This is a genomic window from Chryseobacterium sp. SIMBA_028 (genome assembly GCF_046535285.1).
Classification (GTDB): Bacteria; Bacteroidota; Bacteroidia; order Flavobacteriales; family Weeksellaceae; genus Chryseobacterium.
In genome coordinates this window covers 25,751-41,330 of the sequence record NZ_JAWRWZ010000010.1, presented here as the reverse complement: position 1 = coordinate 41,330, position 15,580 = coordinate 25,751, and the positions used below count along the sequence as shown (strand labels likewise).

The 15,580-nt window shown below is 34.4% G+C and carries 11 protein-coding genes and 1 CRISPR repeat array; of the genes, 7 read left to right on the top strand and 4 right to left on the bottom strand.

The genetic code is table 11. The features are described from left to right. Positions 1 to 62: 62 nt before the first annotated feature. From SCA31_RS14255 to SCA31_RS14245, 3 genes are all read right to left on the bottom strand, one after another. On the bottom strand, positions 63 to 695 hold the full coding sequence (locus SCA31_RS14255; RefSeq protein ID WP_410697634.1) for an HAD family hydrolase: 633 nt from the start codon (positions 693 to 695) through the stop codon (positions 63 to 65). A gap of 49 nt (positions 696 to 744) precedes the next feature. Then, positions 745 to 2,868 carry a Tex family protein gene (locus tag SCA31_RS14250; protein WP_410697633.1) on the bottom strand — a complete coding sequence of 708 codons (2,124 nt, stop codon included), beginning with the start codon at positions 2,866 to 2,868 and terminating at the stop codon, positions 745 to 747. Positions 2,869 to 2,931: 63 nt separating this feature from the next. Next, positions 2,932 to 3,597: an O-methyltransferase gene (locus SCA31_RS14245; protein WP_410697632.1), complete on the bottom strand. Its 666-nt coding sequence runs from the start codon at positions 3,595 to 3,597 to the stop codon at positions 2,932 to 2,934. Positions 3,598 to 4,016: 419 nt separating this feature from the next. On the opposite strand from SCA31_RS14245, the gene cas9 reads away from it, so the two are divergent. The 4 genes from cas9 to SCA31_RS14225 all read left to right on the top strand — a co-directional run bounded on the left by cas9 (position 4,017) and on the right by SCA31_RS14225 (position 11,004). Beyond that, positions 4,017 to 7,619 carry a type II CRISPR RNA-guided endonuclease Cas9 gene (gene cas9 / locus SCA31_RS14240; RefSeq protein WP_410697631.1) on the top strand — a complete coding sequence of 1,201 codons (3,603 nt, stop codon included), beginning with the start codon at positions 4,017 to 4,019 and terminating at the stop codon, positions 7,617 to 7,619. Positions 7,620 to 7,634: 15 nt separating this feature from the next. Beyond that, a complete protein-coding gene (gene cas1, locus SCA31_RS14235; RefSeq protein WP_410697630.1) occupies positions 7,635 to 8,528 on the top strand; it encodes a type II CRISPR-associated endonuclease Cas1 in 894 nt (297 codons plus the stop codon). After that, on the top strand, positions 8,525 to 8,863 hold the full coding sequence (gene cas2, locus SCA31_RS14230) for a CRISPR-associated endonuclease Cas2 (protein ID WP_045497873.1): 339 nt from the start codon (positions 8,525 to 8,527) through the stop codon (positions 8,861 to 8,863). Before cas1 ends, cas2 begins: the two co-directional genes overlap by 4 nt. Before the next feature lie 57 nt (positions 8,864 to 8,920). After that, positions 8,921 to 10,122: direct repeats of the CRISPR family, unit length 47 nt; unit sequence GTTGTGACTAATCACGAAGATAATAATTTTTGAAAGCAATTCACAAC. Positions 10,123 to 10,329: 207 nt separating this feature from the next. Beyond that, entirely contained in the window at positions 10,330 to 11,004 is a 675-nt protein-coding gene (locus tag SCA31_RS14225) for a YceI family protein (RefSeq protein ID WP_410697629.1), read from the top strand. 165 nt (positions 11,005 to 11,169) lie between these two features. On the opposite strand, the gene SCA31_RS14220 is transcribed toward SCA31_RS14225, so the two are convergent. After that, entirely contained in the window at positions 11,170 to 11,526 is a 357-nt protein-coding gene (locus SCA31_RS14220; protein WP_410697628.1) for a hypothetical protein, read from the bottom strand. 141 nt (positions 11,527 to 11,667) lie between these two features. Here SCA31_RS14220 and SCA31_RS14215 point away from each other — a divergent pair, with 141 nt between their 5' ends. The 3 genes from SCA31_RS14215 to SCA31_RS14205 all read left to right on the top strand — a co-directional run bounded on the left by SCA31_RS14215 (position 11,668) and on the right by SCA31_RS14205 (position 15,559). Then, the gene (locus SCA31_RS14215) at positions 11,668 to 11,919 is read left to right on the top strand and encodes a DUF1294 domain-containing protein (RefSeq protein WP_410697627.1); all 252 of its coding nucleotides are present in this window, start codon (positions 11,668 to 11,670) and stop codon (positions 11,917 to 11,919) included. A 246-nt stretch (positions 11,920 to 12,165) separates the two neighbouring features. Next, positions 12,166 to 13,971 carry a translational GTPase TypA gene (gene typA, locus SCA31_RS14210; protein ID WP_076351471.1) on the top strand — a complete coding sequence of 602 codons (1,806 nt, stop codon included), beginning with the start codon at positions 12,166 to 12,168 and terminating at the stop codon, positions 13,969 to 13,971. Between the two features lie 262 nt (positions 13,972 to 14,233). Then, on the top strand, positions 14,234 to 15,559 hold the full coding sequence (locus SCA31_RS14205; protein WP_410697626.1) for a DcaP family trimeric outer membrane transporter: 1,326 nt from the start codon (positions 14,234 to 14,236) through the stop codon (positions 15,557 to 15,559). The last annotated feature ends 21 nt before the right edge of the window (positions 15,560 to 15,580 follow it).

Sequence of the window (15,580 nt, the reverse complement as noted above, 5' to 3'; positions counted from 1 at the left end):
CAAAAGGCTGTCTCCATGGAGGCAGCCTTGTTTTTTTTATTAAAGAAACCTTTCGATTGTAATTAAACATAAAGTTCCAGGTCTGAGAATTTTGAAATGGAGGACGAATGTGGCGCGTCTAGTTTACCAAAGCCATATTCACAGAAGATAAAAGGCAATCCATTGGCTTTTGCGGAGTCATAATCCGTCTGTGTATCACCAATGTATACAGAATCTTCAATAGATAAATGATTTCGTCCCATCACGAGTTGAATATTTTCGGATTTTGGCCTTTGCGTTCGTCCGTGAGACTCAAAATCTACAAAGAGATCATTGAATTGATAATATTCTAAAAAAGATTCAATATAACCATCCTGACAGTTGCTGACGATAAATAGGTTGTGTGTATTGGCTAGGCTTTTTAAAGTAGCTTCCACATCATTATAAAGGATTCCACCCTGCACACGAAGCACCTTGTTTTCCTGAGCCACAATCTCGGAAAGAATCTCCTTAGCTCTTTCATCTGAAATTCTGGGAACAATATCTTTCACAATATCTTTGGCCAATAGGCCCATGTACTGATCCATGTCTTCAGGTTTCAGCTCTGGCTTTATCAACTGATGTTTTCCTAAGACCTCATTCCATATCCCAATAATGGTAGCTCTAGGGTCCCACAATGTACCATCCAGATCGAAGATTAAATTTTTTGTATTCAAAGTATACTGCTATTTTATGTTTAACGGGGTTAGTTTTCAAATTAAGAAGTTACAAAATCATGCTCAGCTGAACCCTTTTTCTTGCCTCATCCACTTCCGTTACCTTTACACGGACATGTTGATGTAGTTTTACCACTTCGTTAACATCAGATACAAAACCTTCTTTCAATTGTGAAATGTGAACGAGTCCACTTTCCTTAATTCCAAGATCTACAAAGCATCCAAAAGCGGTAATATTGTTAACGATTCCTGGTAAAATCATCCCTGCCTTTAAATCTTTAATGCTTTTTACATGAGGATCAAATTCAAATACCTTGGCTGCCTTTCTTGGATCTAATCCTGGCTTTTCAAGCTCTTTTAAAATATCCTTAATTCCCAGAATTCCAATTTCTTCTGTAACATAGCTTTCAGGTTTTACCAAGGCTATTTTTTCTTTATTGGCAATGAGCTCATCGGTTTTAATTCCTAAATCTTTGGCTATTTTTTCAACGATTCCATACGCTTCAGGATGTACGGCAGAATTATCCAAAGGATTTTTAGAATTGGAGATTCTTACAAAAGCAGCTGCCTGCTGGAATGCTTTTTCTCCCAGTCTTGGAACTTTTTTAAGCTGCTTTCTATCTTCAAAGGCCCCGTTTTCAGCTCTATAATTAACGATGTTTTCTGCCATTTTTTCTCCAATCCCTGAAACATAGCTTAATAAAGATTTACTGGCCGTATTGATGTTAATTCCCACCGAGTTTACACATTTCATCACAGTAGAATCCAATTCATTCTTCAATTGAGTTTGATCTACATCATGCTGATACTGCCCAACACCAATAGATTTTGGATCAATTTTTACCAGCTCTGCCAATGGATCAGAAAGTCTTCTTCCGATAGACACTGCGCCACGCACAGTAACGTCATAAGTTGGGAACTCATCCCTTGCAATTTTACTTGCCGAATAAACGGATGCACCCGCTTCAGAAACCACAAAAACCTGTAATGGTTTATCGAAGGCAATCTTTTTTATGAAAAATTCTGTTTCGCGGCTGGCGGTTCCGTTTCCAATGGAGATGGCTTCAATATTATAGGCATTTACCATGGAGCGGATTTTTTTCATGGCCATTCCTGTTTCATTCTGTGGAGCGTGAGGGTAGAGGGTTTCATTATGAAGAAGATCTCCTTTTTCATCAAGGCAAACCACTTTGCAGCCGCTTCTGTATCCCGGATCTATAGCCAGAATCCTTTTTTCTCCCAATGGTGGAGCCAAAAGTAACTGACCTAGGTTTTCAGAAAAGATTTCAATGGCTTTTTTATCAGCCTTTTCTTTAGCTTCCTGTAATGTTTCATTGGAAATAGCAGGTTCAAGAAGTCTTTTGTAGCTGTCTTTGATTGCCAAAGCAATCTGTTCCGAGCTCTCGTTATTAGATTTGATAATGGCCTTTTCGATAAAGTCAATGGCTTCTTCCTTATCAATACCGATATTTACTTTTACATAACCTTCCGTTTCAGCTCTTAGCATGGCCAAAAGCCTATGAGATGGAGTTCTGGAAAGGCTTTCCCCCCATTCAAAATATTGGGAGAACTTTTGGGCGTCTTCTTCCTCTTTTTTTGCTTTCACAACTTTTGAAGTAATAATAGCCTTACGTTGAAATAACCGACGAAGATTCTTACGAACATACATATTTTCGTTGATCCACTCTGCCATAATATCCCTGGCGCCCTGAAGAGCTTCTTCTTCAGACGGAACATCATTATTTAAATACTTTGAAGCCAAAAACTGAATATCATCGTTCTTCTGGCTCATAATGATCTTGGCTAAAGGTTCCAGCCCTTTTTCCTTGGCAGTGTCAGCTTTGGTTTTCCTACGCTTTTTAAAAGGAAGATATAAGTCTTCCAATTCCTGTATATCAAAGCTTTCTTCAATTCTCTGTTTAAGTTCAGGAGCTAATGCATCCTGCTCCTCTATAGATTTTAAAATAGATTCTTTTCTTTTAACAATCTCTTCAAACTGCTTACTGATCTTTGAAATCTGTTCGATCTGTATTTCATCCAGATTTCCTGTCTTATCTTTTCGGTAACGGGAAATAAAAGGAATGGTACAGTCTTCTGCTAATAATTGTAAGGTATTGTTAATGCTCTTTTCTGAAATATTGAGCTGTTTCTGTATGAATTCTACGGTCGTCATTGTTCTGTTTTCGGATGGCTAAAATAGGGTTTTGGGATGAGAAATAGTAGGTTACTTTCTATTTTAGTTGACAATTGCTATTGCCATTCCATCATATTCTTTTGCGCCTACCGTTTGCATAATAGTAGCTGTAACTTTTGGATTATTAGCCAGCATTTTATTAAAACGCTGTACACCTTTCACTTTTTCATCATGAGTATTCTCATCCAAAACTTTGCCCTCGCGAATGACATTGTCACAAATAATGACCGTTCCCGGATGTGAAAGCTGTAATGCCAATTCAAAATATTCCGTATAGGGAGGCTTGTCAGCATCGATAAAAATAAAATCGAAAGCTTCTTCACGCTGAGCAATGAGTTCTTTTAAGACATCCATTGCTTTACCGATTCGTAAATCAATTTGATCGGAAAGTCCTGCTTTTTCAATATTCTGACTGGCAATATTAGCATGATGAGGATCAAATTCTACGGTAATCACTTTACCGTCTGCAGGAAGTGCTCTGGTCATCCAGATAGTACTGTAAGCTCCCAAAGTTCCCAATTCTAATACACGTTTAGCTTTACAGGTAAGAAGCATCACCTGGAGGAACTTACCCTGAGTTGGAGTTACACTGATTTGTGGCATTGAAGCCTCATCCAATGATTGAATCGTTTTCTGAAGAACGGTATCTTCAGGGGCTATCAGATTGCTGATGTACTGATCTACTTTTTCGAATAATTGCTGATTCATTTTTCTTAAATTAATAATTGAATTCTAGTGATTGATTATTGTAACAGAGGAGGCTTTACTACTATTTTGTTTGAGCACAAAAGGTATAGATTTTAAAGTCTCAATTTGGCGCGAAAAACAGGAGTGTTCTTAAGATCTAAATCCTGAACTGTTAAAAATAATCTGTGTTGTAACTGTTTACTAAGATAGTGAATTTTGAGGGCTGTGACAACTGAAGCTGTATGGATAAAAATAAAAATCCCCCGTATTTGAAGACGAGGGGACTTAAATGTTTTCACAACGGAATAATCCTTATTGTGAATTGCTTTCAAAATTATTAAGGCAAATATAGAAGAAAAAATCTTTACTATAATTACGGGAATCCTCATTTTAAATATTTTTTTTATTTCTATTTTTATGTAGTATCAAAAATTAGAATGATGATTAAAAATATACTTGGACTAGATGTAGGGATTTCATCTGTTGGTGCTGCTGTTATAAAAGAAGAAAACGGGACATTATCAGTCGAAAAATTATCTGTAAGAATTGTTCCTGAAGATCCTGATTTTCATGGTAAATTCTATTCCGGAAATACAGCGAGCAAAAACTTTGATAGAACTATTAAAAGAGGAATCAGAAGAGATAATCAAAGATTTAAAGCAAGACGAGATAAGCTTTATCAGACTTTGAGAGAAAATAATATGTTTCCAACAGATAATTTATTCAATATTTCTGCAAATGAACTTTATGGATTGAGAGCAAAGGCTGTTTCGGAACAGATTTCTTTGGAAGAATTAGGTAGAGTTTTTATATTACTAAATCAACGGAGAGGTTTTTTAAGTAATCGAAAATCTATTTCAGAAGAAGAGAATTCAACCGAATATAAAGAACGGATTGCTACACTTGAAAAAAAATTAGCGGGTAGAACTATTGGGCAAAAGTTATATTCAGAATTGCAGTACAACAAGAATACTTTTGAAGTGTTGTTGCGAGAACGTACTTACCAAAGGAGTTCATATATAGAAGAGTTTAACAGAATTTGGGATGAGCAAAAAAAGTATTATTCTGTCTTAACAGGAGGTATAAATGAAGATGATAATAAAGGAATGTTGTATGATATAATCCACAACAGAATTATTTACTATCAGCGCCCTTTAAAAAGTCAGAAAAATTTAATTTCAGAATGTTCTTTTGAAAAATATCATAAAGCAACAGTAAAAAGTTCTCCTTATTTTGAATTATTTAGGATTTGGTCAAAAGTAAATGATTTGTCGTGGAAAACTCCAAGTGGAGAAACTTTTAAACCCACGCCGGAGCAAAAACAAAAGTTGAAAGATGCTTTGTGGAATGGGGAAAATCTGAATGCAAAATATAAATTGTCAATAACTGAAATCAAAAAACTTTTAGGTTACGGAAGAAATGAAAAAATATATCTGAATTTTACTGAATTAGATGGAAGCAGAACTTATGTGATATTAAAAAAAGCCTTGGAAGAAGCAGGAATAGAAAATACTAAACAATACTTATTCTTTAATTTGGATGTTAACGATGAAAAAGGCGGTTTGTTTGAACTGTGGCATATTACTTATTCATTATCAACAGAAAAAGAAGTTGTAAATGCGTTAAAAAGTCGTTTTGAATTTTCTGAAAACCAATCGGAAATTATCGCTAAAAAAGTTGGGTATCCTTCTGATTATGGAAGTCTTTCAACTCGTGCTATTCGAAAATTACTTCCACATTTAGAAAAAGGATTAGGTTATAGTGAGGCTTGCGATGAGGTTGGTTATGACCACAGTGGATATAAAACAAAAATAGAACTTAAACCAAACTTAAAGCAACTCAAAAAGAATGAACTGAGAAACCCTGTTGTGGAACAGATTTTAAATCAGGTTGTAAATATCGTAAATCTTGTGATTGAGAAATATGGTAAAATTGATGAAATAAGAGTTGAGTTAGCAAGAGAATTAAGAAATAGTGCAAAAACCCGAAAAAATATTTTCCAAGCAAATTCAAAAAATAAGAAAAATAACGATGCTATAAGGAAAAAGCTCATAGAAGAGTATGAATTCAAGTTAGTGAATGGACGAGATGTAAAGCGCTATATCCTTTGGGAAGAAACTATTCACGAATGTTTGTACTGTAATAATCCTATTAATGGGACAGATATGCTCACAGGGAATGCTGACCTAGAGCATATTTTACCAAAATCCCGTTCGTTCAGTAATGCGATGAATAATTATATTATTGCTCACAGAAAATGTAATTCCAATAAAGGGCAGAAAACGGCTTATGATTTTATGGAATCTATAGGAGAAGAAGCATTAAGCCAATATGTAGAAAAAGTAAATGCTTTGTATAATGACGGAAAAGGAAGTATTTCAAAATCTAAATTTGATAATTTACTCTGTAAAGGAGAAGATATTCCTTCAGATTTTGTGGAAAGAATGAAAAAGGATTCCCAATACATAGCCAAAGAAGCGGTAAAAATGTTGAAAACTGTTTGTCCGAATGTTTATACTACAACAGGGCAAGTAACTGATTTTTTACGTGAAGAATGGGAGTTGAAAAATCTGTTGGAAGAATTAACTTTTGATAAATATAAGGCAATTGGTCAGGTTGAGAAAAAAACAATCAAGACAAATAACGGGCAAACAAAAACGTTTGAAACCATTACGGATTGGAGCAAAAGAGATGACCATAGACATCACGCTGTTGATGCTTTGATTTGTGCTTTAACCGATCAAAAAATAATTTTCAAACTCAATAATCTCAACAAAATTTATCAATATGAAAGAAATGCATTGAGCCAAAAAGAAATAGAGGAGATTGAAGAATTTTTGGAGGGAAAGTTTTCTCTGAAAGAATTTTCGGCACAGAGAGGAAATGTGATAGAATGCTCTATAGAAAACATTCGCAAAGAAGCCAAAAAGCATCTTGAAGAGATTTTTATTTCTTTTAAAAAAGAGAATAGCAAGGTTCTTTCAAAAAATATCAATGCACCTAAAAATGTAGAACCGAAAATAACCTGGGTTCCTCGTGCAAGATTGCACGAAGATACTGTAATGGGACGCGTAAAGCGTATTTCCGAAAAGAAAATGAAACTCAGTGATAAGGTTTCAATGGAAGAAATCGAAATGATTGTAAATCCTAAAATCAAAGAAACGCTTTATCAGCATATTGCTAAATTTGATAATCATCTGAAAATTGCTTTTGCGGTAAAAACTCTGAAAAGCGAACCGATTTCTTACAAAGGCAATGAAGTAAAAGAAGTTGATGTCTATGAATGGGCAAATACGAAAAGAGTAGATATTGAAAGTTTTTTAACAGATAATCAAAAAACAAAATCTGCTAAAGATAAGTTTATAGAAAATGTTTTAAAATCAGATAGGGGAATAGGAATTTTATTAGAAAAACGATTAAAAGAATTTAACGGAGATTATAAGGAAGCATTCAAAAATTTATTTGAAAATCCTATCATTACCAAAAATGGGATGACTGTTAAAAATGTAACAATTTATGATGAAAGCAAGGTCGAGAGGGTAAGAAATGGTTATGCAAAAACAGGCGGAAATCATCATGCTTTAATATATAAAGATGAAAACGGGAAATACAATGATAGAGTAGTTTCTTTTTGGGAAGCAGTAGAAATTGGATTGTTAAACATTGCGGAACACAATAATCCTTATCCGATTATCTATAGAAATGATAATTATGAACTTGGGATTTTTCAATTTTCTATACAAATCAATGATTTATTTGTATTTGATTTGAAACATTCTGATAATCCTCAGGAAGAAAATGAAATCGACTTTTTTGATGTGAAAAACAAAAAGTTGATTTCTAATAAATTGTTTAGAGTTCAGAAAATGAGTAAAAAAAGTAATGGAACTTTTGATATTCATTTTAGACATCATTTAGAAACATCCATTAATAGAAATATTAAAGAGATGACTTGGATTAATATTCAATCAAATTCTTATTTAGAAAGATTAATAAAAATCAGAGTTAATCATCTTGGAGACATTGTAAAAATTGGAGAATAATAAATTAGTATAAAAATGATTACCCGCTCTATCTATATTGGCAACCCCGCTTATCTTAAACTCAAAGATGAGCAAATGTATATTTTAGAACCCTCCACTAAAGAAATGAAGGGTAAAGTTCCGGTGGAAGATTTGGGATTGCTGATGTTGGATCATTTCCAGATTATTATTTCTCATCAGTTAATTCAGAAAATGATGGGAAACAATGTGGTAGTGGTCAGTTGCGATGGGCATCATTTGCCGCACGGAATTATGCTTCCGTTGTATGGCCACACTGAACATTCTGACCGGATCAAAGATCAGTTAGAAGCCAGTGAACCCCTCAAAAAGCAACTTTGGAAACAAACTGTCGAATGTAAAATTGAAAACCAAAAAGAAGTTTTAAAACGGTTAGGTAATTATTATGAACCGATGATTGATTACCAGAATAATGTGAAAAGCGGTGATATTACCAATATGGGAGGTATTGCTGCACAACATTACTGGAAGTACCTCATTAGTCTGGATTTTTTGAGACAACGTTTTGGAGATTCACCCAATCAGTTTTTTAATTTCGGATATTCAGTTCTAAGAAGCATTGTTGGAAGATCAATTGTAGAGACTGGATTGCTTCCCGTTCTCGGAATTTTCCATAAAAATAAATATAATCCTTACTGTCTGGCCGATGACCTGATGGAGCCTTATCGTCCTTTTGTTGATTTATTAGTCATGCAATGGCTGACCATCAATCCTGAAACTGAAGAATTAACTAAAGAATTTAAAGCTTTCATTTTACAGATTGCAACCAAAGATGTAAAAATAGATGATAAAACCAGACCCTTATTGGTTGCGGTAAAAACAACTGTTACATCACTGTATAAATGTTATACGGGGGAAAAACGCCTGATCTCTTATCCTGAACTGATATGAATGCCGAAAGGTTTAATGCATACCGAATTATGTGGGTTTTAGTATTATATGATTTACCGACAGAAACTAAAGCCAATATGAAAGACGCCAACCGCTTTCGTAAATCCTTGCTTGATGATGGCTTTACCTTATTTCAGTTTTCAATGTATGTGAGGCACTGTCCAAGTCGTGAAAATGCTGAAGTTCATATTAAAAGAGTGAAGTTGATGCTTCCAAAAGCAGGTAAGGTTGCTATTATGTGCATCACTGACAAGCAGTTCGGAGATATTGAAATATTCTTTGCCAGAAATAAAGAAGAGCCACCTCCAACCTTTCAACAGCTTGAATTATTCTAAATTTTGAATCCTAAAAACAAAAACAATCTACTGATTTTCAGTAGATTGTTTTTTGAGGTTGTGACTAATCACGAAGATAATAATTTTTGAAAGCAATTCACAACATGTGTACTTCTTTGCCATCAAAGTCGTTAGTTGTGACTAATCACGAAGATAATAATTTTTGAAAGCAATTCACAACCTTTTCCTGTATCAACATTCATAAACCCCTGTTGTGACTAATCACGAAGATAATAATTTTTGAAAGCAATTCACAACGGGAAAGGGCGGTGGTTCAAATCCATCCTTGTTGTGACTAATCACGAAGATAATAATTTTTGAAAGCAATTCACAACCTAATAACTTTACTTTTAAACTAAATCAAGGTTGTGACTAATCACGAAGATAATAATTTTTGAAAGCAATTCACAACTATTCCTTACATGGGGAATTGATGATAATGGTTGTGACTAATCACGAAGATAATAATTTTTGAAAGCAATTCACAACTCTTTAACCTCGTTTGTTAAAACCTCTTTTGTTGTGACTAATCACGAAGATAATAATTTTTGAAAGCAATTCACAACTGTTGTGCCGTGTTTGACATTTAATTTCGAGTTGTGACTAATCACGAAGATAATAATTTTTGAAAGCAATTCACAACTCCGGAAGTGGTTGATAATTTGATTCTTTAGTTGTGACTAATCACGAAGATAATAATTTTTGAAAGCAATTCACAACATTGGTGGTGAAAGTGTTATGGATGATTCTGTTGTGACTAATCACGAAGATAATAATTTTTGAAAGCAATTCACAACGCTAAAGGATATAGTTCTTTCATAACCCTAGTTGTGACTAATCACGAAGATAATAATTTTTGAAAGCAATTCACAACATGTCTTTACAGACCCATGAATCAAATGAGGTTGTGACTAATCACGAAGATAATAATTTTTGAAAGCAATTCACAACTCTCCTCTCCACCTCTAAAAATTTTAGATTGTTGTGACTAATCACGAAGATAATAATTTTTGAAAGCAATTCACAACATTCGTCCCAATAGTAGATAATTGCAACCAGTTGTGACTAATCACGAAGATAATAATTTTTGAAAGCAATTCACAACTTTTACTCCCGGATTCGCGAGGGCTGGAGTGTTGTGACTAATCACGAAGATAATAATTTTTGAAAGCAATTCACAACATAGTGTTCAATAAGATACGTAAGCCCCTCGCTGTGACTAATCACGAAGATAATAATTTAGGAAATGTTTTCACAAATCTTTCTTTATTCAAAATTTTCTATTATCATTGTAATAAGCTATAAATTCACTATTTTGCTGTTTATTTTTCTCAAATGAATAATAAAATCTAAAAAAAGCCATTTCTTGATATATGTTAAGATGATAGAAATATGGTTTTTCTATTTTTGTAACCGAAAAACAACAAGAAAAATTTCGATTAAACTTTTTTAAACAATTCAATAATATGAAAAAACTTAGTGTAATTGCATTAGTAGGAGTAGGATTGCTAGCAGCATCTTGTAATAATAAAGAAAAAACAGATACAGCTGTAGCTACTGAGCAAGCCGTTGCAGAAAGCAAAGGAGAAGTGTTGGCTGTAGATGCAGCAACTTCTATCGTTAACTGGAAAGCTTTCCATAAAGGAGGTTTTGCGCCTCGTTGGGGAACTCTTAACGTAAAGTCAGGAGATCTAAGCATTGAAGGCGGACAGGTTGTAGCTGGGAACTTCAATATTGATATGACTTCCATTAAAGTTGACCCGGCTTCAGTAACTGAAAAAGATAAAAAACCGGCAGATCTTGAAGCTCACCTTAAAAATCCTGATTTCTTTGATGTAGCGAAAAACCCTGCTGCAGACTTTAAAATCACAAGTGTAGCAGATCTTAAGGAGGCTCCAAAGGATGCTGTTGCAGGTGCTAACAAAACAGTAAGCGGAAACCTTACATTAATGGGAAAAACAATGAATGTTACTTTCCCTGCTAAAGTAGACGTAGTAGATAACACGGCTGCTGTTCAGGCTAAATTTACTGTAAACAGAACAGATTGGGGAATTAAGTTTGGTACTTCTGAAGCAGATCCTGCAGAATGGATGATCAGCAAAGATATTGAGATCGCAATCGATGTAAAAGCTAAAAAATAATTAGCCGGATATATTATAATTATGGAGCTGTCTGAATAAGGCAGCTCTTTTTTATTTGAAAATCTTACCATTCACAAATGAAACAATATACTAACTAAAGTGAGTTTAGGGTGTTTTTGTTGTGTATTTGTTTAGATTATTTATTTTAAAATTCTACAAAAGCAATCAATTCAGCTCCCATGAATTCTGAATACGCACACAATATTCACTTCCCAGATATAAAGGATTACCATGTTTTTCAGACCAGAATCCGTCCAATATATTTTCGCTTAGACAACGGTATACCGCAACACCTTTATAGATTTTATGGTCATCATCTTTATAATTAAAATTAAGCACTAAGATGCGGTCTTTATAAAATCCTGTTCCGTTCTGAATATGATCCCCAATCCTCCATAGAGCAATAATACGAGCATTTTCATCAACTGATAAAACTAATGTACCTTGATAAGATACCTGATCAGATTCTTCCTGATTGCTTCCTTTGATAGAATAAGTTCCTGCCAAATCATATACTGTCATTGATTCGTTTTTATGGGAGGCAAATTTAAAAAATCTTATTTTGATAAATATCACAAATTATTTGTAACGAACAATACTTTAAATTCTAAACTTTTTCTATCATCAAATTAAACTTTACTTTTGCAGCAAATTAAATGTAAAATGATTCCTTTTCTGCTGATCGCTAACCTTATTACATTCGGAGTTTTTGGATTTGATAAACTACAGGCCAAAAGACATCAATGGAGGATTTCTGAGAACGCTCTTTTAGCGCTTTCATTAATTGGAGCTGTAGGTGCTGCTTTCGGAATGATGATCTTTAATCATAAGGTTTCTAAAAAATCATTTCTGGTAAAATTTATTTTGGTGGTTTTAATAGATCTTGTTTTATTGTATCGGTTGATAAGACATTGATAAGGAAATGCTTAATGAGGTTATTTGTTGCTTTTTGAGAGTGTTAATTAACACAATTTATTTTTGCGAAAAATTTTATTGAAATAAAGTTAAAATAAACCAGTAGTAGAACTTCACGTATCATATTTTTTTTGGTATTTTAAGAGGGAAATATCTAAATTTCTCATTATGAAATTGTTAAATATTGCATAAACATTTTAATTAATTCATTTTAAATCACTATTTTTGCACCCGTAAAAATCCTATATGCAAAACATTAGAAATATTGCGATTATCGCACACGTTGACCACGGGAAGACGACTTTGGTTGACAAAATCATTCACGCTACCAATATTTTCAGAGAAAATCAGGAGAGTGGAGAATTAATTATGGATAACAATGATCTTGAAAGAGAAAGAGGGATCACCATCTTATCCAAGAATATTTCTGTTACTTATAAAGACACAAAAATTAACGTAATTGATACTCCTGGTCACGCGGATTTCGGTGGGGAAGTAGAAAGAGTATTAAAAATGGCTGACGGAGTTATCTTGTTGGTGGATGCGTTCGAAGGACCAATGCCACAAACAAGATTCGTACTTCAGAAAGCTTTGGAATTAGGTCTAAGACCTCTAGTTGTTATCAATAAAGTAGATAAACCAAACTGTCGTCCGGACGAAGTTCACGATCAGGTATTTGATTTATTCTTCAACCTTGAAGCGACTGAAGAGCAGTTGGATTTCCCAACTTTCTATGGTTCTTCTAAGCAAGGTTGGTTCAACACTTCATTAGAACAAACTGAAGATATTTTACCATTATTAGATGGGATTTTACAATATGTTCCTGAACCAAAGGTAACTGAAGGAAACCTTCAGATGCAGATTACTTCTTTAGATTTCTCTTCTTTCTTAGGCAGAATTGCAATTGGAAAAGTAACAAGAGGAGAGCTTAAAGAATCTCAGTGGATTGGTTTAGCTCAGGCAGATGGTAAAGTTGTAAAAGGAAAAGTAAAAGAACTTTACGTTTTCGAAGGATTAGGAAAGAAAAAAGTAACTGAAGTACAAGCTGGAGATATCTGTGCTGTAGTAGGTTTTGATGCTTTCCAGATCGGAGATTCATTCGTAGATCTTGAAAACCCTGAACCATTGGAAAGAACTGCAATTGATGAGCCTACATTGAACATGACGTTCTCTATCAACAATTCACCTTTCTTTGGTAAAGATGGTAAATATGTAACATCTAATCACCTGAAAGAAAGATTAACAAAAGAATTAGAGAAAAACTTAGCATTAAGAGTTCAACAAACTGATGATGCAAATACTTTCTTAGTTTTCGGTAGAGGTATTCTTCACTTATCTGTTTTGATTGAAACAATGAGAAGAGAAGGGTATGAGATGACAATTGGTCAGCCACAGGTTATCCTAAGAGAAATTGATGGTGAAAAATGTGAGCCTTATGAATCTTTAGTAGTAGATGTTCCTGAAGAATATGCTTCAAGAGTTATCGATTTAGCTACTCAAAGAAAAGGTGATCTTCACATTATGGAAACTAAAGGTGAAATGCAGCACATGGAATTCGAAATTCCTTCAAGAGGTTTGATCGGATTACGTTCTCAAATGTTGACAGCTACTGCAGGTGAAGCTATTATGGCACACCGTTTCACAGAATATAAGCCTTTCAAAGGGGCTATTCCTGGAAGAAATAATGGAGTATTAATCAGCAAGACTCAAGGCCCAGCTACAGAATATTCTATCGCTAAACTACAGGACAGAGGGAAGTTCTTCGTTGATCCGGGTGAGGAAATCTATGCAGGAATGATCATTGGTGAGCAAAACAAACCAGGAGACTTGGTCGTAAACATCGTAGAAGCAAAACAGTTGAACAACATGAGAGCTTCTGGAAAAGATAAAGATACTGGTGTTGCTCCGAAAATCTTATTCTCTCTTGAAGAGTGTATGGAATATATCCAAGGTGATGAAGCCATTGAGGTAACTCCAAACTTCATCAGAATGAGAAAGAAAATCCTTTCTGAAGAAGAAAGAAAAAGAGTTGAAAGATCAGCTAAAGCTTAATCCAATTTTTCAATATAAATTAAATCCCCGAATTTTTTCGGGGATTTTTTGTTATATCAAAAGTTGTTTTCTCTGATGATAAGATTTGTTGTTTACGTTATTTCGTTGTTTTTGGCTATTTTTTTAAATAATCTACTTTGTTTCGTATGTTTTAATTAGGATAATTTATTTATTTCATTAAAATGCACTAACTAACGTTTGTTAGTGTGAAGATTAATTGTATGTTTGTTTACAAAGTGATACGAACTTAAATAAACATACAATGCGAAAATTTTTATTTCTATTTTCCCTTTTGGGAATATTTTCCCCAGCTCAGATAGCAGCTCAAGCTGATGTCAGGGTAAAATCCGATACAATGTCATTTGTAAAGCCATCCGCTTTCCCAAAAGAATTAAAAGAAGACAGGGTAAAAGTGAACTTTTATGGATTTATAAGAAATGATATATTTTATGACACCCGACAAAATATAGGTGCTGGAGAAAATATAGTTCCTTTATATCCCAGAGACCGGCTCTCTGATGTCAATGGAAATGATATCAATAAGGCTTCAAAATTTCACATGCTTTCAGTTGTTTCAAGGGCGGGAATCAATGTAAAAGGACCTGATATACTTCATGCAAAAACGGCAGGAATATTAGAAGCCGAGTTCTTTGGCTCTACCGAAGCCGGGATCAATGAACTTCGGCTCCGACACGCCTATGTAACCCTTGATTGGGAAAAAACACAGTTGGGAATAGGGCAGTACTGGCATCCACTGGTGATTTTAGACTGCTTACCCAACGTAGTCAACTACAGTACGGGGTCACCTATATTTGCACTGAACAGAAATCCTCAGATAAGGCTCACTCAAAAAATCACTGATCGCTTTAAAGTAATTGCTGCCATTAATTCACAAAGGGATTTTACACCCAACACGTCCCCTTACAGAGACAGCGGTATACCATCCTCTCATCTTCAGTTTCAGTATAAATCACCAAAATTTGTTGCAGGTATCGCTGGACAATATGAAGTTCTTCGACCTCAATTATCCTCAGGAACACCACCTTTAGTAAATAACAATAGGTTAAAGAGCTTCACTACATCAGTCTATGCCAGAATAATTACTAAACCTTTAATGATTAGTGCTTCTGCAATGATGGCTCAGAATGCAGCTTCATTTGTTATGCTCGGTGGTTTTGTTGGATATTCTACACCTGGCGAGGCAGACCTTTTTCGTACAATGAATACCCAAAGCGCATGGATTGATTTTCAACAGCTAACAGATAAGAAAATTACATTTGGATTTTTTGCAGGAATAGTGAAAAATCAAGGGACAAATGATCCTATAGAGGGAAGAACCGCCACTAGCTACGGAGTAACTTCATCCTGGGGAGCTGTTTCTGCAACTCAGGGCGGAAGAAGTGTAGATCACCTCTGGCGTATAGTTCCACGTGTAGATTGGTCTCTCAGTAATACCATCAAGTTAAGATTTGAAGTGGAAAATACTGTGGCGGTTTGGGGCGATGCACAGAATACCGGTAGAGGAATCGGAAACGAGTTTACTGCAAAAAATAACCGATTTCATCTGGCGACTTTTTTTATGTTCTAGAAATTAAAATAAATAAAAAAA